Source organism: Chitinophaga sp. ARDCPP14 (assembly GCF_051362515.1).
In the GTDB taxonomy this organism is placed as follows: Bacteria; Bacteroidota; Bacteroidia; order Chitinophagales; family Chitinophagaceae; genus Chitinophaga.
The window spans coordinates 64,890-84,080 of the sequence record NZ_JBKIXB010000002.1; the positions used below are offsets into that span (position 1 = coordinate 64,890).

The 19,191-nt window shown below is 46.2% G+C and carries 19 protein-coding genes; 6 read left to right on the top strand and 13 right to left on the bottom strand.

The genetic code is table 11. The features are described 5' to 3' along the window. Positions 1-243: 243 nt before the first annotated feature. On the top strand, positions 244-855 hold the full coding sequence (locus ACLHR0_RS04820) for an RNA polymerase sigma factor (RefSeq protein ID WP_436485084.1): 612 nt from the start codon (positions 244-246) through the stop codon (positions 853-855). Positions 856-924: 69 nt separating this feature from the next. Further along, the gene (locus ACLHR0_RS04825; protein ID WP_436485086.1) at positions 925-1,776 is read left to right on the top strand and encodes an endonuclease/exonuclease/phosphatase family protein; all 852 of its coding nucleotides are present in this window, start codon (positions 925-927) and stop codon (positions 1,774-1,776) included. A gap of 79 nt (positions 1,777-1,855) precedes the next feature. Here ACLHR0_RS04825 and ACLHR0_RS04830 read toward each other — a convergent pair whose 3' ends face one another. The 3 genes from ACLHR0_RS04830 to ACLHR0_RS04840 all read right to left on the bottom strand — a co-directional run bounded on the left by ACLHR0_RS04830 (position 1,856) and on the right by ACLHR0_RS04840 (position 6,492). Then, the gene (locus ACLHR0_RS04830) at positions 1,856-2,617 is read right to left on the bottom strand and encodes a hypothetical protein (protein ID WP_429042154.1); all 762 of its coding nucleotides are present in this window, start codon (positions 2,615-2,617) and stop codon (positions 1,856-1,858) included. 141 nt (positions 2,618-2,758) lie between these two features. Beyond that, a complete protein-coding gene (locus ACLHR0_RS04835; RefSeq protein ID WP_436485088.1) occupies positions 2,759-4,072 on the bottom strand; it encodes a M20/M25/M40 family metallo-hydrolase in 1,314 nt (437 codons plus the stop codon). Positions 4,073-4,080: 8 nt separating this feature from the next. Next, positions 4,081-6,492: a TlpA family protein disulfide reductase gene (locus tag ACLHR0_RS04840; protein WP_436485090.1), complete on the bottom strand. Its 2,412-nt coding sequence runs from the start codon at positions 6,490-6,492 to the stop codon at positions 4,081-4,083. 87 nt (positions 6,493-6,579) lie between these two features. Here ACLHR0_RS04840 and ruvB point away from each other — a divergent pair, with 87 nt between their 5' ends. After that, on the top strand, positions 6,580-7,623 hold the full coding sequence (gene ruvB, locus ACLHR0_RS04845) for a Holliday junction branch migration DNA helicase RuvB (RefSeq protein WP_429062623.1): 1,044 nt from the start codon (positions 6,580-6,582) through the stop codon (positions 7,621-7,623). Between the two features lie 220 nt (positions 7,624-7,843). Here the strand turns inward: ruvB and ACLHR0_RS04850 are convergent, their stop codons facing one another. From ACLHR0_RS04850 to ACLHR0_RS04860, 3 genes are all read right to left on the bottom strand, one after another. After that, positions 7,844-8,545 carry a response regulator transcription factor gene (locus ACLHR0_RS04850; protein ID WP_429062622.1) on the bottom strand — a complete coding sequence of 234 codons (702 nt, stop codon included), beginning with the start codon at positions 8,543-8,545 and terminating at the stop codon, positions 7,844-7,846. A 124-nt stretch (positions 8,546-8,669) separates the two neighbouring features. Then, the gene (locus tag ACLHR0_RS04855) at positions 8,670-9,461 is read right to left on the bottom strand and encodes a DUF3108 domain-containing protein (RefSeq protein ID WP_436485092.1); all 792 of its coding nucleotides are present in this window, start codon (positions 9,459-9,461) and stop codon (positions 8,670-8,672) included. A 9-nt stretch (positions 9,462-9,470) separates the two neighbouring features. Beyond that, positions 9,471-10,337, bottom strand: a complete 867-nt coding sequence (locus ACLHR0_RS04860) for a lysylphosphatidylglycerol synthase domain-containing protein (protein ID WP_429062621.1) — start codon at positions 10,335-10,337, stop codon at positions 9,471-9,473. Positions 10,338-10,491: 154 nt separating this feature from the next. On the opposite strand from ACLHR0_RS04860, the gene ruvC reads away from it, so the two are divergent. Together ruvC and ACLHR0_RS04870 are read left to right on the top strand one after the other, a co-directional pair. After that, positions 10,492-11,052, top strand: coding sequence for a crossover junction endodeoxyribonuclease RuvC (ruvC, locus tag ACLHR0_RS04865; protein ID WP_370908405.1), 561 nt, complete (start codon positions 10,492-10,494; stop codon positions 11,050-11,052). 186 nt (positions 11,053-11,238) lie between these two features. Further along, positions 11,239-11,934 carry a response regulator transcription factor gene (locus ACLHR0_RS04870; protein ID WP_111579992.1) on the top strand — a complete coding sequence of 232 codons (696 nt, stop codon included), beginning with the start codon at positions 11,239-11,241 and terminating at the stop codon, positions 11,932-11,934. Positions 11,935-11,937: 3 nt separating this feature from the next. Here the strand turns inward: ACLHR0_RS04870 and ACLHR0_RS04875 are convergent, their stop codons facing one another. The 4 genes from ACLHR0_RS04875 to rsmA all read right to left on the bottom strand — a co-directional run bounded on the left by ACLHR0_RS04875 (position 11,938) and on the right by rsmA (position 14,751). Beyond that, positions 11,938-12,327, bottom strand: coding sequence for an HIT family protein (locus ACLHR0_RS04875; RefSeq protein WP_370908406.1), 390 nt, complete (start codon positions 12,325-12,327; stop codon positions 11,938-11,940). Positions 12,328-12,410: 83 nt separating this feature from the next. Beyond that, the gene (greA, locus tag ACLHR0_RS04880; protein WP_370908407.1) at positions 12,411-12,884 is read right to left on the bottom strand and encodes a transcription elongation factor GreA; all 474 of its coding nucleotides are present in this window, start codon (positions 12,882-12,884) and stop codon (positions 12,411-12,413) included. 185 nt (positions 12,885-13,069) lie between these two features. Continuing rightward, the gene (locus ACLHR0_RS04885; protein ID WP_436485095.1) at positions 13,070-13,999 is read right to left on the bottom strand and encodes an NAD(P)-dependent oxidoreductase; all 930 of its coding nucleotides are present in this window, start codon (positions 13,997-13,999) and stop codon (positions 13,070-13,072) included. After that, positions 13,996-14,751 (bottom strand): 16S rRNA (adenine(1518)-N(6)/adenine(1519)-N(6))-dimethyltransferase RsmA, encoded by a 756-nt coding sequence (gene rsmA / locus ACLHR0_RS04890; RefSeq protein ID WP_370908409.1) that lies wholly within the window; start codon positions 14,749-14,751, stop codon positions 13,996-13,998. Before rsmA ends, ACLHR0_RS04885 begins: the two co-directional genes overlap by 4 nt. A 117-nt stretch (positions 14,752-14,868) precedes the next feature. Between rsmA and pdxA the strand changes: the two genes are divergently transcribed. Further along, complete coding sequence (gene pdxA / locus ACLHR0_RS04895) at positions 14,869-15,930, top strand: 4-hydroxythreonine-4-phosphate dehydrogenase PdxA (protein ID WP_370908410.1); 1,062 nt, start codon at positions 14,869-14,871, stop codon at positions 15,928-15,930. A 1-nt stretch (position 15,931) separates the two neighbouring features. Here pdxA and ACLHR0_RS04900 read toward each other — a convergent pair whose 3' ends face one another. From ACLHR0_RS04900 to ACLHR0_RS04910, 3 genes are all read right to left on the bottom strand, one after another. Beyond that, a complete protein-coding gene (locus ACLHR0_RS04900) occupies positions 15,932-16,228 on the bottom strand; it encodes a winged helix-turn-helix domain-containing protein (protein ID WP_370908411.1) in 297 nt (98 codons plus the stop codon). 103 nt (positions 16,229-16,331) lie between these two features. Continuing rightward, complete coding sequence (locus tag ACLHR0_RS04905) at positions 16,332-16,982, bottom strand: hypothetical protein (RefSeq protein ID WP_436485098.1); 651 nt, start codon at positions 16,980-16,982, stop codon at positions 16,332-16,334. A gap of 11 nt (positions 16,983-16,993) precedes the next feature. Continuing rightward, positions 16,994-19,150, bottom strand: coding sequence for a TonB-dependent receptor (locus tag ACLHR0_RS04910; RefSeq protein ID WP_436485100.1), 2,157 nt, complete (start codon positions 19,148-19,150; stop codon positions 16,994-16,996). Between the last annotated feature and the right edge of the window lie 41 nt (positions 19,151-19,191).

Here is a 19,191-nt window from a genome sequence, read left to right on the forward strand (position 1 = left end):
TCAAAAATCATCACAGGAAAGTAAAAAGGAACTTTGCTGCTCCAGTACAGAACACAAAGAATTCGCAAAACACCCCACTTTTTTCCAATTATTTTATAATTTTTTTATTAAAACTTATAGAAGTATTGATTTTAGTGACTTTATATGCAGATAAATTTTTCATATTTGGTAATACCCCTACCTAGGAGGAGTTTGCCCCGGCGCTGTACTATTTTTTTGTACATTTAGCCGATCAACTGGGAGATGGATTTTTCTGCAACTACCGACGCCACAATCTGGGAAGCACTTCAACAGGGCAGTCAACAGGCCTTTGCTACAATTTATGACCGTTACTTTGAGCGGTTATATGAGTATGGTATGCGGTTACATCCTGATGATGACCTGGTAAAAGATGCGATACAGGAACTTTTCATAAAATTATGGACTAATAAGGATACATTGAGCACCCCTGTAAATCCGCGTCCCTACCTGCTTGTAGCGCTCCGAAGTACTATTTATAACCGGTTACGTCCACATAAGAACAGAATTGTGATCTCCCTGGACCAGGAGCAACACGACTTCCTCGCCCACTTTTCTCCTGAATCGGCCTATATAAAGAAAGAGCAATTACAGGCGCAACACCAGCAGCTGCTGAATGCACTTAACCAGTTAAATGCAAGGCAAAAGGAGATATTGTATCTCCGCTTTTTTGAAGAACTGGATTACGAGAGTATTGCCACCATCATGAATATTTCTGTAAAAGGCGCCTATAAGCTCTCTGCGCGTGCGCTTCAGAATATGAGAGACATCCTCCAGGTATCTTCCGCAGTGCTTATTACGCTGCTTACCAATTTGCGTTTGGAGATGATGAAATAGTAAATTATCTCCGCTTCAGTAGGATTTACGCTTCACCGTATTATTTTTACAGGCTAAAATTGAATTGGTATGAGAAGCATATGGCTGACAGTTTTTTGCTGCCTGCTTGCAGGCGCACTGGCTGCACAGGTTCCATTGAAGGTAATGACTTTCAATATCCGGTATAATAACCCGGACGACAGCGCCAATGCGTGGCCGCACCGGAAAGATAAAGCGGCCTCCGAAATCCTGTTCCTGGGCGCCCATACACTGGGTGTACAGGAAGCGCTGTATGACCAGATGCAGGACCTTCAGCAAAGGTTACCACAATATAAAACGATTGGTGTGGGCAGGGATGATGGAAAAACAAAAGGAGAATTCTCCGCTATATTTTACGATACCACCCGTTTGCAGTTGTTAAACAGCGAAACTTTCTGGCTGTCGGAAACGCCTTCCGTGGCGGGTCATATCGGATGGGACGGCGCCTGCGCCCGTATTGTGACCTGGGGAAAATTCAGGGATAAAAAAACAAACAAGTTATTTTATCACTTCAATACTCACTTTGATCATATGGGGAAAATTGCGCGCAGGGAAAGTGCGAAGTTATTGCTGCAACGGGTACATGATATTGCGGGAAAAGATGCCGCCATTATTACCGGCGACTTCAACGCTGTTCCGTCAGATGAACCTATTCAGATTGTTATGAATCCAAATGATCCGCTGCATTTAACCGATAGTAAAGCCATCAGCAAAACGGCGCACTTTGGCCCTGCCGGTACTTTCAACGGATGGAATATCGCAGAAATGGATAACGAGCCCATTGATTATATCTTTCTGAAAGGGAAGATGGATGTTTTAAAACATGCCAGCATTTCTGAAACGTGGGAAGGAAGATATGCTTCCGATCATTTTGCGGTGTATTCGGAGATCAATATCAGGTAATAAAAATAAACAACGGATCTGTGGGGAGATACTAACAGTGTATCTCCTACAGATCCGTTACGTTAAAAGCCGTTGCTACTTAGTCGTGGGTATGTTCCACTGACATGCTGTTTTCCAGTGCATTCACCACCTTGTTATGGAGGTTGCCGTTAATGTCTATGCTGATCTTTAACTTGCCATCAGCAAAGGAGCCGGTGAAGTCGCCGATCTGCAGTTTGGTGAGGATGAGGTCCATAGAAATTTTGAGGGAACCTTTCCAATCAATTTTGGTGTCGGTTACCACTACATCTTTTCCATGTGCCTGCAGTTCAATCTTGCCGGAGAGCAGGATTTCAACGGGAATTTTCTTGCTTTCCCAGGTAATAAAACCTTTCAGTCTTACTGCCGGATCTTTCTTATCCCCTTCCACTCTCGCATACACTTTTACCTGCTGGTAAGTTCCTTTGGGAATTTTAATGGCGCCAATTACAGCAGGTACTTGCTTAAGGTCAATTTGCCTGTCTGTTTTTAATTTGAATTCCACTTCATCTTTACCACGTCTGGCATCGAAGCGGATTTCTCTTAAACGGGCGGTTGCTGTGTCCCAGGTGATGTCGAAACCACCAGACGCTGCTTTTGCCATGGATGCATCACCTGTGATAGCAGATAAGCGTCCTGAGGCATCAGGAGATAACGTGGCAGTTGGATTGATGGCTGAGATTTCGTAGTTCACGCTGGCAGCGTCCGCGTCGTCGATTGGTTGATTAGTATCTGGTCCTGCCATGTCCGTATTGGAGCAGGAGGATAGCAAGATACTGGCAATGCCTATGGCACCGCAGAAATGTAGGATTCCGGTTTTCATTATCGATATGGTTTTAAATGACTAATTGGGGAAATTCGTGGGGTAAATTTAACAAAGAATTTGGAGAAAAAAATAGGTTCACTGTTAATTTAAAAAGAATGATCCGGCTGAGCTTCGCTTCAACCGGATCAATATATGAGGTTACTTCTTCAGCGATGCCTTCTCAATTCGTGTAGGCGTGTCCGTACCATTCACAATGGTGCCGGCGCTGATGGCAATTGCCTTAATAATATCTGTGATATTTTTAATATCCAGTGTCGATAATTCATCTCTTACTGTATGATAGAAATGGTCTTTATCTATTTGCGTGGTGGAAATGGTGTGTGCCGGAACGCCTTGCCTGGCGAGGGTAGCATTGTCTGACCGGTAAAACAGGTTCTGCTCCGGATACGGGTCCGGATGGAAAGTAAAGCTGGATCCTTTCAGGTTGCGCTGGAGGATAGGGCCAAAGCTGGATCTTTCATACCCCGTAATGAAGGCGCTGTTCTTACCGAATTTGGATTCCTTACCAATCATCTCGATATTAAACATTGCTACCACTTTATCGGGATCCTGGTGTTCTGAAAAATAACGGGACCCATGTCCGCCGGATTCTTCCGCTGTAAAGGCTACAAAAATTACGGAGCGTTTGGGTGGATGTTTCTTAAAATACTTCGACAGCATGATCACTGCTGTGGTGCCGGAGGCATCATCATCTGCACCATTGGCGATACTGTCGCCTGCTTCTGAAGGCAATATACCCAGGTGATCGTAGTGACCGGAGAAGATCACGAACTCATCCGGCTTGGTACTTCCTTTAATCATACCGGCTACGTTGGCAAAGTGCTGGCTGGTAACTTCACGGCGGAGATGAATGCTCCAGGAGGCGGTATCTGCTACCGGCTCTTTTCCGAATACCAGTATGATTTGTTTTTCAGCAGGCGGTACTGCTTCCAGTTCACTTTTTGTATCATAGCTCCGTTCTGAAAACGAGGCAGCGATATTGCTGATGTAACCGGCCATATCAGCGCCTACCCATACGAGGGTATTCTTTTGCACGGCTGCAGGGTCACGCAATATTTTCATGAGTTCAGCAGGTTCATTTGCATAAGCAACATTGTAGCTGCTGTCTTTTTCCCAATCGAAGCTGCGACCGGTGCCTACGGCAACAACGGGCCAGTCTTTCAGTTCTCCACTAACGGTGAGGGATACACTGGAAGTTTTTAAACTGAACTTGCCGAATTCCTGCAGAAAGGTTTTTTCGCCGGGCAGCGGCTGAATGCCTGCTTTCTCAAACTCGCTGCTGATAAACTGTGCAGCCTTTTCAATACCGGGTGTGCCGGGGTAACGTCCTTGCATGTCGTCCGCAGCCAGGGTACCGATAACACGTGCTACTTCTTTCTCTTTAATATCCTGGGTGTAGCCGGTAGCAGCAAGACTGCCGGCAGCCAATAATAATAACAGTGATTTCTTCATATAAGCGGTTAATCCTTTTTGTTGTTGTCTATTTTGATGGTTGACGGTTGTTCTTTTTCCTGTGTGAAATAGGCATTGCTATATGTCTGCAGGATAGCAGCATAATCTGCTCCGAACTGCAAGTCTAGCATTTTCCCATCAGGCGAAACTAACACTTTGGTAGGATAACCTTTTATTTTGTAAGATTTTTCGATCTTATCATCGGCATGGGCGGCCGGGAAAACGTATTTATTGGCGGTTATAAAGTTGCGTGATGTTTCCATCGGCTCCTGGCAGGAAATGGCCAGGACAGCGTTTCCCGGGTACTTCCCGGCGTTTATATCCTGGGCCAGTGTATTAAGGTGAGGCAGATCTTTCCGGCAGGGTGAGCACCAGGTACCCCAGAAGTCCAGCAGCAACCATTTTCCCCGGTAATCTGCCAGGCGGATGTTCTCATTGTTCATTCCTTTCAGTGTAAAATCGGGTGCATCCTCCCATTCTTTCAGCAATACATCGCGGAAGTAAGCATTGAAAGATTTGCCGGGGAAGTGCGCATTAAAGAAGGCCCGTGTACTATCCAGCATATCCGGCTGGGCGGCAAGTTGCCGCGACAGCACTTTCATTGCTTCTTCGGGCTTGCCGAGTGCGTCCAGTTCTTTGGCAAAACGGGCGCTGTAATTTTCTTCCGAGTGAAGAAAAGCGCGATCATAAAAACTCTCATACGCTTTGTCCGCATTGCTTTTCGGGGCAGTGCCAGCGGCCAGTGCCAGGTAGTTCAGCGCCGCTTTTTTATCCGTTGTCTTTGTCTGTTCGTATTTAAGGTAATAAGCGTGTGAAAGGATGTTTTTATTTGCTATTTTCTTGCTTTGCAATTCCGGGTGTGCTGTCCAGAAGGCGGTGTCGGCCTGGTTATTTTTAAGATCGCTCAATGCCTTATCCAGCAAAGCATCCGCGGCAGCCGGCATATTGGATTTGCGAAGGATGTCCTGTACCAGCAATTCATAACGGGCGGCCTTACCCAGTGTCATTTCTGCCGGGCTTATTTGCCCGAAATCTGCTGCAATACTTTTTAATATAGCCGTATCCGTTGTATGCATTGCTTTATTCCATAACGACATCGGCCTTACAGATACCTGGAAAATACTGTCGTTCTCCGCCAATATCCTGGTCAGCAGCAACTGGGCGCCGGCAGGGGCTTTCCTGCTTTCTTCAAATATTTCTGCAATGCGTGCTTCACTGACGCCTCTGCTGCGAAACTCCTTACGTGCTTCTATAGTATCAAAGTCATGCTGTGGTAGATATTGTGCGAAGGATTGATCCAGCCAGGAGTCGAGTGACCTTCCGTCGGCCGACAGGAGTTTCAGCAATACCATTGCACTATCTGGGTTTTCATAATAGGTATGCTGTAATTTATTAAACAGATGGGAGGATGATCCGGCCAGTGCTGCTGAAGGAACCTCTTTCAGTGCATTCTGGTATTGCTCATACATGTATTCCGAACCGCTGCCATAGATACTCAGCTTTGCCAGTTTAAAGGCCAGGCGGTTACCATACAGAGGAGCACTCACTGCCAGGAACCGGGCAATTTTTGCTGAATCAGGTTCTCCGTTTACTTCCAGCCAGTTACTCATTCTGCTCATACGCATCAGCGTATTGAACCAGGCCGTGTCGGCCGGTAATACTTTAGCGGTGGCGGGTGATACGGTGACTTCCCGCGCTGTTAAAGCGGTACCGTTTGACTGCACCTGCCGGCTCAGCGACTTAAAGGTTTGTACATTTCCCTTATTACGGATCAGGCTATACGAAATTCCACCGGCTACCCGTACACTATCTGTCTTATTTTCTTCCGGCGTGCCGGTTACTTCCACCAGTTCTTTATCGCCGCTTGTAACCCGGAAGTTCCAGGGACTTTCCTTCCATTCGCTATTTGCAGTAAGTGCCTTGGGCGCAGCCGGGAAAAAGCACTTCAGTTCAAAGTTCAGGTAATTCCAGTTGTTCGCTATGGCAGCCAGTGCATCGTCAGTCAGGGCGAGGGAGGCGCCGGCCTCGCTGGCAATGGCTGCAATATTCACGGGAGCGCTGATACTATCATTGGAATATATTTTAAACGCCACCGGCCGGTGCATCAGCAGCATGAGACTCATCATTTGCCAATCCTGCAGATAGGTATCGGGATCTGCTGAATTAAATCGGGCATCTGGCCTCCGTGCGGCCGCACTTTCCAGCTCGTAAACAAGGTTGGCGCTACCATCCGGGTTTATGCCGGTGATGGTGATCCTCATTGTTTTGTTTATCTCCATCTGGTAGCCACCCTGAAGACTATCCTTTAATATTAACTGGTAGCGCCAGGAATCATTCTTTTTAAACTTTAACTGGGCTATGGTGGCAAGGGGGCTGCAAGCAACGGTCAGGTAAACAAGGAGCAACAGGAACTTACGCATATAACGGGGTGATTTTAATCTATTAAAGTAAACATATAAAAACGAACAAACAATAGCTGCCTGCTACCTTTGAATATTTGTGTATTTTTGGCATATACAATTATGTCCAATCAGCCTTTAAGACCAGAAGATAATAAGCTCAGTGCCGCTGAGAAAGAGTTCGAGAACAGTATACGTCCGCGGGAGATCGTTGAATTTTCCGGCCAGGACCAAATTATCGAGAACCTGAAGATATTCATTAAAGCGGCAAAAATGCGTGGGGAAGCGCTTGACCACGTGTTGTTCCATGGTCCTCCGGGGCTTGGCAAAACCACGCTGTCGCGTATTGTGGCGAATGAACTGGGTGTAAATATCCGCGAAACTTCCGGGCCGGTGATTGAAAAGCCCGGCGACCTCGCCGGTCTGCTCACCAACCTGGAAGATAAAGACGTGTTGTTTATTGATGAAATTCACCGGTTAAGCACCGTGGTGGAGGAATACCTGTATTCCGCCATGGAAGATTACCGTATTGATATTATGATTGATACGGGTCCGAGTGCGCGCGCCATACAGATTAACCTGCAGCCGTTTACGCTGATAGGCGCCACTACCCGGTCGGGGTTGCTTACTGCCCCGCTGCTGTCGCGGTTTGGGATCAAGTCGAGGCTGGAATACTACAATGCCGCCACACTGCATAAGATTATCTGGCGGGCAGCCGGTTTGCTGAATACAAAGATCACTTCTGACGCCGCCACCGAAATAGCGCGCCGGTCGCGCGGAACGCCACGTATTGCCAACGGGTTGCTGCGCCGCGTACGCGACTTTGCCCAGGTAATAGGCAACGGGGTTATTGATATGGAAATAGCGCTTTTGAGCCTGAAAGCGTTGAATGTAGATGAATATGGGTTGGATGAGATGGACAACCGTATTCTCAATACGATCATTGAAAACTTCAAGGGAGGGCCGGTTGGCATCACTACTATTGCCACCGCCGTAGGAGAAGAAGCAGGCACCCTGGAGGAAGTATACGAACCGTTCCTGATCCAGGAAGGTTTTATTAAACGTACCCCGCGGGGCAGGGAAGTAACGGAGAAAGCTTATATCCACCTGGGGAAAACTCCCTTCAGGGGTGGGTCCAATATGTTGTTTTAATGCCGCGGATTTTGTCTTTCTCGCTGATTACGCTGATTTTACTGATTACCTGGATTTTTACTTTTGGATTTTATAAAGGATTAAGGGAGATAGAAGCGGATATTCGCTCTTATCTCCCTTAATTATTATTTTAAGAAAATCTAAAAATCCAAAAAAATCCAAAAGTAAAAATCCAGGTAATCAGTAAAATCAGCGTAATCCTGAGCCAAGACAAAATCCGCTATTCTTTCACTACCAGCCTGAAGCCGTTACCATGAATGTTCACGATTTCGATATTGCTATCGTCTTTCAGGTATTTGCGCAGTTTGGCGATGTATACGTCCATGCTGCGGCCGTTGAAGTAGGTATCGCTGCCCCATATTTTCTTCAGTGCCAGTTCGCGTGGCAAGAGGTCGTTTTTATGTTCGCACAACATGTGGAGCAATTCGTTTTCTTTAGGGGATAACGTATGTGTTTCACCGTTATGGGCCAGGGTGCGCAGGCGGGAATTGAAGGAGTAGGAGCCGATTACGAATTCGTGAATTTCTTCTTCCTTATTGTTCAGTTCCTGGTTGCGTTTCAGGATGGCTTTTATTTTCAGCAGCAGCAGTTCGCTGTCGAATGGCTTGGAGATATAATCATCCGCGCCCAGTTTGTAGCCCTGGATGATATCTTCCTTCATGGTTTTGGCGGACAGGAAGAAGAGGGGAATATCGGGGTCTACGTCCCTGATTTCTTCCGCCAGTTTAAATCCGTCCATATTGGGCATCATAATGTCCAGCAGACAGATGTCAAATTTTTCGCGGCGGAAGGCTGCCAGGGCCAGGATACCATCGCGGCATAATTCCACATCATAGTCATTCAGCTCCAGGTAATTTTTCAGCACCATACCCAGATTGGTATCATCCTCAGCCAATAATATTTTCGGTTTACGTTCTTCCATAATCATAAAGGGTTGATTACAACAAATATAAAGTTTTTCTGCGGCACGAAAGGTCGGTAAAATTTGGGCGCCGGCTCTCAAATGATTTGTTAAACTTACGGTGGCGGGTCGGGCTAAAGTCTTATTATTTCTTGTTTAACAGCGAAGTGAAGGGATAACGGAGATTGGTATAATTGATCATATCTACCACGATATTCCCTACAGATATGGGGCTTTCGATGCGTAGCGGTACTTTGTTGGCGTCGTCGCTTACCCACACGGTCATTTTTTCGCCGCCTTCGAAGATGGTGCCTTTAATGAGGAGGGGTTTGAATTTAATGGCCCGGAACTTCCCGAACTTGGTATTTACTTCTTCTTTCCCCATGTACCTGATGTAGATGTTATATACCTGGTCGTCGAGGAACATGGCGAAGGGGATTTTATCGCCTGCGTTGTATTTGTTGAAGTCGATGTTACGGGCATAATAGATAGCGCTGATCACGTCCTGTACGCAGGGGGGTACGGTAAAGGTGCCGTTTGTGCTGATAGCCTGGTGGCCGGCCTGGTTAAACACTACATTATTAAAGATCTTGTACCCGCCTTCGTTTACATTCCTGACAAATTTGAGGGGTTGCAGGGTGGCGGTATCTATGTAGCTTTCGTATTTGTCGCGTACTTTAAAGATCCAGTCGTATGCACGGTAGGTTTTGCCATCGCCTACCACATGATAAACATCGCGGTTGGCGAAGCGTTCCAGTGCCACGTTAAAAGTGGCTTCCCCGGCGCCTACGTACATTTTACCAAGATTATAGAATACTTTCAGGGTAATACTTTCACCAGCATTGAAGCTGCTGTTACGGATGGAGCAGAAATCGGTTTGTGCTTCAACGGGTTGAATACAGGAAAGTCCTAAAATTATGAGTAGCAAATACTTCATTGATGGAAGCTATTTTTCCTTAAAAATTTTTACTCCTAACAACAGCACACTTCCCAAAACGGCCGGTATTACCAGGTTAATCAGCCAGATACCTGCAGTGGCAGCTACGATGGCCACGGTATTGGAGCTAAGCAACCCAAGAAAAAAGATACTTACTTTCCCCCTGACTCCTAATTCTGCGATAGCGATGGTAGGAACTCCTGCCATTACCAGGTAGATGACGCTGTTCAGTAAGAAGGCCTGCCACCATAGGAATTCCATGCCAAGTGCGTCCAACAAAATCAAATACTGTGCCGAGAAGACCACGTACCGCAGGGCTGAAAGCAGCAACAGGTAACGTAAATCGCCGGATGAGTACTTAACAATGATCTGCACAAACACCTTCGCTTTACGAAGGAAAGGTATCTTTTCAAATACAGACAGAATGATTTGTAACCGAAAATATAACAATATCGTCAGGCCACAAATTACTGTACCGGTAATCAGGACTAATTTCTGCCATAAAGAAGGTGTAAGGAAGCCGCTTTCTTTTGCCAGCGCATAGTTGTTGATATAATAGAGCAAACCAATTAACCCAAAAATAATAGTGACGATCAGCTGGCTGAAACTTCCTACTATCGTTGCCGCAATGGCTTTCAGCTTATTATGGTTTTTCAGGTAAAGTATGCGTCCACCGTATTCGCCTACACGATTGGGGGTGTTTATAGACAGGGATACGCCGGAAAGGATTGCACTGAACGACCGGAGAAACGACACTTCTTCGAGGGGTTTCACCAGCTTCTGCCACTTACGGGCTTCCAGTCCCCAGTTGAAAAGCATCAGTACCGTAACGAGGAAGATGCCCACCCAGCCTTTCTCCTGCAAGGCTCCCCACATGTGCCGCACGGATTGTTGCAGGTTATCACGGTGGATGAGTTGCGAGTAGATAGAGTATGCCAGCCAAGTAAAAAGCCCTGCCCCTAATAAGTAATTGAGAATTATTTTGGTACTTTTGTTCAGACAGTCAAATTTTGGCAAAAATAAACTCCTGTTGGCAAACAAGTCAAAAATAATTCTCGGCATTGACCCTGGCACCCTTGTAATGGGCTATGGGCTTATACTTATCGAAGGAAAAAAGGCCAGCCTCCTGGAGATGAACGTATTGAAACTCTCTAAATTCAAAGATCACTACGAAAGACTACAGCTGATTCATTGCAGGGTACAGGAACTTATTCAAGAGCACCAACCAACCAGTTTTGCCATTGAAGCGCCCTTTTTTGGCAAGAATGTGCAAAGTATGCTGAAACTGGGCCGTGCCCAGGGCGTGGCTATTGCAGCGGCTATCCAGGCCGGTCTGGAGGTCACCGAATATTCCCCCAAAAAAGTAAAACAATCTGTTACAGGCAATGGTAATGCTGATAAAGAACAGGTTTGGCTGATGCTGCAACGCATCCTCAGTATCTCTGAACGCCCTGATTACCTTGATGCTACAGACGCTCTCGCAGTGGCAGTATGCCACTTTTACCAGGAAGGTAATCCGCTCGCAGGACCAGGCAAAGCAAAAGGCTGGGAGAAATTCCTGCAGCAGCACCCGGAAAGGATTTCCAGATAAAAGTTACCGGGTTAAAAGGTTATTTCATAAATCCGTAAATTGTAGTTACTTTGGTTTAAATTCAATAACCCAATTAAAGCTAACGGCCATGCGTCCGGACAACAGCTTAACTATGAAAAGTGACCATCATTTGTTATATGGAAATTGTATAACAAGCTTTTTTATATTAATCAGCATCAGGCAGATATGAAAGCAAGAATCCTATTGGTGGAAGATGATCAAAATATTGGTGCGGTTACGAAGAAACGATTGGAAGAAGCGGGCTATGATGTAGTGCACAGTATAGACGGCCAGGCGGCCTGGGAACAGTTCCAGTTACGCTCATTCGATATTTGCCTGCTGGACGTGGTAATGCCCAAAAAAGACGGCCTACAACTTGCGCAGCAGATCCGCGAACTCAATGACCATGTTCCTATATTATTCCTCACTTCTAAAAATGAAAAAGAAGACAGAATAGCCGGACTCCAAACCGGTGCAGATGATTATATCAGCAAACCTTTCAGTATGCAGGAACTGATCCTGCGCATAGAAGTTTTCCTGAAACGGACGATGAGCCGCGGGAAAGACAAATTGAACCTCTATACAATAGGTCAGCTTACCTTTGATTATGAAGATCTCCGCCTCTATACTTCCAATGGAGATATATCCATTTCCGTTACACAAAAAGAAGCGGACCTGCTGAAATACTTCTGTAATAATCCCAATAAAACACTCAAAAGAGAAGATATACTTTCCAATGTATGGGGGAAAGACGACTATTTCCTCGGACGCAGTATGGATGTATTTATCACCAAACTGCGGAAACACTTCAAATCAGATCCTCAAATCAAACTGGAAACCGTGCACGGTGTGGGATTCCGGTTTAATATCCCTTCCAAATAACCGTTACATTGCGGCAATAATCTGCGCCTGTATTGCCTTAAATTCTTCTACAGACAGCTTCAGCTTACTGCGGGAAAAATTCATATCATCTGCCGAATTAATCGGGATCAGGTGCATATGCGCATGCGGCACTTCCAGTCCTACCACGCTAATGCCTATACGATTACAGGGAATCACTTTTTCTATGGCCTGTGCAATCGGCTTGGCAAACAATAACCACTCCTGCAACAGGTTATCTGCCACGTCAAAGAACTTATCCGTTTCTGTTTTGGGTATCACCAGGGTATGCCCTTTTACCAGCGGGAAAACATCCAGGAAAGCATAAAAATGTTCGTTCTCTGCTATCTTATAGCTCGGAATCTCGCCTTTGATAATTTTCGTGAAGATGGTCATAGTATGTAGTTCTTAGTAACATGATAAAAAAAACAGGGGCTGCAAATGAATGCAACCCCTGCAAATATCATGAAAAAGTAGGCTTATGCAGTTATATTATCGATCTTAAATTTAATCTGTCCGTTTGGCGCCTGTACTTCAGCTACCTCACCTACCTGCTTACCCAACAAGCCCTTGCCTATGGGGGAGGTTACCGAAATTTTGCCAGCTTTCAGATCTGCTTCGGTTTCAGAAACGATCTGGTAAGTAACAGTCTTCTTATTAGCTACATTTGTAATAGTTACCTTACAAAGGATAGACACTTTTGATGTATCAATAGCATCTGCACTCACTATCCGGGAAGCTGCAATCGCATTTTCCAGTGTGGCAATCCTCGCTTCATGCAAACCCTGTGCTTCTTTAGCGGCATCATATTCGGCATTTTCCTTTAAGTCACCCTTTTCCCTTGCTTCTGAAATAGCACGTGCAATCTCTGCCCTTCCTTTGGTTTTAAGCTGGGTCAGTTCGCTCATCATTTGATCAAGGGTTTCTTTCGTAACGTAATTTATGCCAGACATAACCTGTTGTGTTTTTTTGGTTATAAGAAAAAAAAATCAACGCCTCCATTTGCACAGAAGCGTTGTTTACTGGTATTATTGCAAATATAATGAAATTTGTATAAAGAAAAAAGCCCCTTATTTCGGTTATAAATAAATTGATAATCAATCATTTATATCCGAAAAACACACCTGTTTGACCAGGTTTAAAGTATATTTAATTTCTCTAATACAATACGGGCCATTTTGATGCTTGCCTGATGAGAGTAACCGGCAATATGTGGGGTTACTACTACATTATCAGCCTTCAGCAACCAGGCCAGTTGTTCTTTTTCTTCTTCGTTATAAGCAGATAGTTTTTCATTTTCCAGCACATCCAGGCAGGCCCCCGCCAGCACGCCATTACTGAGTGCGGCAATCAGGTCGCGGTTATTCACCAGCTTGCCCCTGGCCACATTCATGAACCACACCGGCCGGGCAAAAGAAGCAAAAAACGCCGCATTGCCCAGGTATTTCGTTTCGGTGGTCAGTGGCAGGTGTAAGCTTACCACGTCTGCCTCCCGGAATATTTCTTCCATGGTCGACTCCTTTACCGCAGCCGTACCAAAGCCTGTTTTATATTTATCGTACGCCAGTATGTTAACGTCGAACCCCTGCAACTTATGCGCAAAGGTGCTGCCTGTATTACCATAGCCAAGGATGGCCACCGTTTTGCCATTCAGCTCATAACCCCGGTTGCCGTCGCGCTCCCAGATACCCTGCCGTAACTCCAGGCTGCTTTTCAGCACATTGTTCAACAGGCACAACAACATGCCCACCGCCTGCTCTCCTACCGCATCCCGGTTACCTTCGGGGCTGCTCACACAACGGATGCCCTTACTTTCTGCATAAGGTACGTCGATCAGCTCCATTCCCGAACCCAGGCGGCCGATCCACTGCAGGCGTTTAGCCTGGTCGATCAACTGCTTGTCCACATGAATACGCGTGGTAACGATCAGCCCTGTGCATTCACCGATCTCACGATATACTTCATCATACGTAACAGCCGGCAGGTAGGTGACTTCGTACCCTTTGCTTTCCAGCTGTTCAATCAAATACGGATGTGTTTTTGCCGTAACTAATACTTTCCTGGTCATATCATCTTATGGGATAATGCTGCAAAATCAGCCACACTCAGCTCCTCGGCTCTTTTTGTAAAGATGGGGTCCTGTGCCAACAGTTCCTTGTCAAACATCGTTTTCAGCGGATTGCGCAATTGCTTGCGCCGTTGTCCGAAAGCTGTTTTCACCAATACAAGAAATTTACGCTCAGAGGCAATATCTACCGGTTGTTCCAGCCGGGTGAGGCGGATGACGGCAGATTTTACTTTTGGCGGCGGATTGAAGCAGTTTTCATGTACTTCAAACAAATATTCAATCTTATAATAAGCCTGTAACAGCACGCTCAGGATACCATATTCCTTATTTCCATGCGGAGCGGCAATACGTTGTGCCACTTCTTTCTGGAACATGCCCACTACCACATCCACCTGCTGACGCCAATCGAGCAGCTTAAACATGATCTGGGTAGAAATATTATAGGGAAAGTTGCCGATGAGGCGGAACGGGCCTTCAAAAGGCAGGGCGGCATCCAGGATGCTTTCGTTGATCAGCTTCCCCCTGATAGCGGGGTACGTTTTTTCCAGGAACTCCACCTTTTCCCTGTCCAGCTCAATAGCTTTGAAATGAATGCCTGGCAGCTGCAACAGGTATTTTGTGATGGCGCCCCCGCCGGGACCCACTTCCAGCACTTGCTGGCCTTCGATTACAGGTAGCGACTCCACAATTTTCCTCGAGATGTTCTCATCTGTGAGGAAGTGCTGGCCGAGTGATTTTTTTAGTGTATACATTGTGAAGCGCAAAGATAAAGCATTTATTAGCTTTTAGCTTTTGAAAATGCCCCCGGCTAAAAGCGAAAAGCTAACCGCTAAATACTTTATATTTGCCATTCATTGAGGCAATTCAGCATGAGTACTATTCAGATCAACAAACCGGTAATCGGCATCACCATCGGTGATATCAACAGCATTGGCGCCGAAATTATCATCAAAACGTTTATGGACGCGCGTATGATGGAATTTTGTACGCCGGTGATTTTTGCATCCAACAAAACCATCAACTTTTACCGGAAGCTGATGAATGAAAATAATTTTAACTACCAGAGCATCAAGGACTTTACCCGCCTTAACCATAAGCAGGTAAACGTGTATAACTGCTGGGAAGAAGAAGTGCAAATCACCCCCGGAGTACTGAATGAAACCGGTGGCAAATACGCCGCACGGGCACTGGAAGCTGCCATCAACTGTTTGAAAGACGGGTATATCACCGGCCTGGTGACAGCCCCCATCCATAAAAACAATATTCAAAGCGAAACTTTTAACTATACCGGCCACACACCTTACCTGAGGGATTCCTTCAATGCAAAGGATGTGCTCATGTTCATGACCGCCGACAATATGCGTGTGGGCCTGCTCACAGAACATGTACCCCTGGCGGACGTAGCAAAATATGTTACCAAAGAAAATATCCTGGGCAAGCTGCACCTGATGAGAGACAGCCTGGTAAAAGACTTTGGTGTGGACCAGCCGCGTATTGCCGTATTGGGACTTAACCCGCACGCCGGCGACGAAGGACTGATTGGCCGCGAAGAAATTGAACACATTGCCCCTGCCATCAGGCACGCGAAAGGCAATGGTATCCTGTGTTTCGGACCGTATAGTGCAGACGCCTTCTTTGCAAGGGAAATGTTTAAGCAATTTGATGGTGTGCTGGCGATGTATCACGACCAGGGCCTGATACCGTTTAAGTCGCTGGCCAGCGGCAACGGTATTAACTATACTGCCGGACTGGGCATTGTGCGTACTTCACCGGATCACGGCACGGCATTCGATATTGCCGGCAAAAACCTGGCGGATCCGGATTCTTTCAGACAAGCGATTTTTGCCTGCCTGGAAATACTGGAACAACGGGAACGCTATGCCGAGAACACCCGGAACCCACTCAAGAAAACAGAACTGGCATCGGAATAGCTCAGGGCCTTCCGGCTTTCAGGTAAGATTGTATGGAAGTAACGTAGTTTTCAAAGGCTTTCCTGCCGGTGGAGGTTATCTTGCAGATGGTTTGCGGATAATTATCCTTAAACTGTTTTACTACGGAAATATATTCCGCATCGCGTAATTTATTAATCTGTACACTCAGATTACCTGCTGTGGCATTTGTTTTTTCTTTCAGCAGCGTAAACTCTGCTTCTTTTTCACTGATCAACACGGACATAATAGCCAGCCTCAACTGTGAATGTAATACCGGGTCCAGATCTTTAAAATCCATGAGCTTAATTTTCTTATACAGCTATTTTAATATTTAGCTATTTTGTTTCAATGGTTTTATCACGGAAACAAAATAACTAAATATCTGAATAAATACTACCTGATTATTGCTGGCTTTGTTCCAGCAGCTTGCGGGTATATGGTTCTCCCCAATGCGGTGCTATACTGCTTTCCGGCTTGAAGGCCGCGAACTTTTCCAACGCCAGCTCCAAGGTTGTTTTAGCTTTTGATTTACTGCCACCCCATTGTTCAGGTGTAAATAATAATGATTGTCCCTGTAACATGTAGATTCTCGGGTTCTCCGGATTAAAGCTCTTCGCCTGTTCCAGCAGGGAAGCTGCTTCAGGGCCATACTTCATGCCACGGCTCATAGGATCCACTGTTAACCGGGCGGTGGCCACCAGTGAACGGATACAGGCAATTTCAGAGTTCTTTGGACTCAGCGCTTCGGCCTTGTCGAGGTTGGCCTCTGCCTTGTCGGCCAGCGGATCTATCTGGCTTTTATCTTTCAACGTAAGTGCCTGCATTACCTCCATATAGGCAGCATAATAGTAAGGCAACCACTGGCTTTTTTCTGCATCCGCAATACGCTCAAAAGTATTGGCCTTTTGTTGCAATCCATCAGGCGTGAAAATGCTGCTGCTGTCCAGGTCAGACGTTTGCTTCGTCATGGCCTCTGTGTATTGGGCGCTTTGCGCCATGAGGGTAGTAGTTATGCTACCGGTAAATAAAAAAGCAAGAAATAATCGTTTCATATTTATTATGATTAGAGGTTATTAATAACATCCTGTCTTCTGTCGATACCAAAATTCATAAACATGCCGAGGTAAATAAATCTCGGTACGTTGGGTACTACTTCATCCCTGCGTAATCCATCGGTAGAATAATGGTATCCGAACACCTGTTTATTGCCCAATACGTTGCTCACCGACAACACAAAAATGGTGAATGCCTTCCGGATACTGGTGAGGTAACTGGCACTCACGCCTACGGAGTTGTAGGTCATTGTCCTGTCGGACATGAACTTGTCAGTGGACTGATTGGGATTGTAATAAGGACGGCCTGTGGCAAACGAATACGTTAACCCCAGGTTGGTGCTGAGCTTTGGCAGAAAATGCTTGTATACAATGCTGGCAGTATGATTGGCCGCAAAGTCGGGCTGTACCCGGAACGGATAGTTCAGGTAGTCGCGTTTGGTATCAAGGTAAGAGTACGACACCCAGTAATCCACGTTCTTAAACGTTTTCCGGTCGCGCCAGAAAAGCTCCACTCCCTGCGCATACCCGCTGCCATTGTTGTTATACGCCGGCGTTGTTTTCACCAGGTCGGTATACTTCTTATAAAACACCTCAGTACGGAACGTATAATCCGTTGCCACCCGCTGATAGCTGAGGATGTAATGGGTGGCCTTCATATAGCCCAGGTTGCGGTTGAAGCGGATATACTGCGGCTCCGGCTTCTGGTAATAATCGCCATAGGCTACGGAAAACTGGCTGTAGTTATTCATTTTATATGCCAGCGATACACGGGGTGCAAAATTCATTTCCCCCAATACAGAACTGTATTCCGCACGACCTCCCACACGCCCTACGAAGCTGGGGGTAAAATAAATATCTCCCTCTGCAAAAGCAGCGGTGTAGTTGTCTGAGAAATTAGCTTTATTTTCATTAAAGGCCGATCTTTCTTCCGCATACTGATACTCTCCTCCCAGCCGCAATACAGAGAAGCGCCCGAGGTTTTTGTAAAACATCACCCGCGTCTGGCTCAGGTCCGATCGCACTTTAATCAGTGAGGGCGCCGGGTTCTTTAACAGGGTATCTGCATTGATATTGTCCGTGTTGCTGCTGAAGGAAGCGCCGATATATAAGTGCCAGTCGTGACCAATATTTTCCCGGTAGGTAAGATTCGTATATACGTTATTGTTATGCAGCTTAAACGACTCTGTATAACCCGGGTACTCCAGGCTGTTGGAGTTAAATCCCATTTTGGTCCAGTTGCCATACCCGTAAAATTTGAGCATGCCTGTACGGGAGGTTTTATGCCGGAAATTTACGGAGGTGCCGATGATTTCCGGTCCCAGGTTCGGTGCGTTTTTAGGCTTAACGATATTAAAGTAGGGCGACAGATTGGTATAATCTGCTTCTATACCGTAGGAAGTTTTTTTATCTTTTGAGAGATTGTCCAGCCCCGCGCTCACACCTATTACCGATACCCCGACAGAAGAAGACGAACGCTCCGGCAGATCGATGGATTCAAGGATCAGTGCAGAGGACAGTCCCTGCCCATATTGCGCGGAATAGCCGCCACTGCTGAAAGTGGTTCCTTTAAACAGGAAGGGAGAAAAGCGGCCGCGTCCCGGGATATCGGGGAGGCTGCTGTAAAAAGGATTCCTTACGAGCATGCCATCGATGAGGGTTTGTGTTTCATAGCCGGTACCACCGCGTACAAACAGGCCCTCGCGGTCGTTGGTTTGCTGGGCGCCCGGCAATGTTTTAATGGCATTGGCAATATCGGCGCCGGCGCCAGCTGTGGTTACGATATCCAGCGGCTTCAGCACTGTACCTTTCTTATCATCGCTGGCTTCAAAGCTGCCGGCAGAAATGGTTACAACTCTTAGTGCATTCACCGCACTTTTCAGCACAATGTTCAGTTGTTCTCCTGCGGCGGTATTTATTTTCAGTTCCAGTGCCTGGTAATTGGTGAGCGTGGCCGATAACAGCTGGTCGCCGGTGGCGGTGGTGGTAAAGGAAAAAGAACCATCTGCTGCGGTGGTGGCGCCATCGTAGGAGCCTTTCACTGCGATGTTCACACCGGGTAAAGGATGCTTCTTTGTATCAGTTACTTTGCCGCTGATTTTATGCTGCGCCAAAGAGAACAGGGGTGTAAAGATGAAGAGACACAGATAGCGGTTGATATTCGACATATTCAGGGATTAATTACATAACAAATGTAAACTAGTTTATT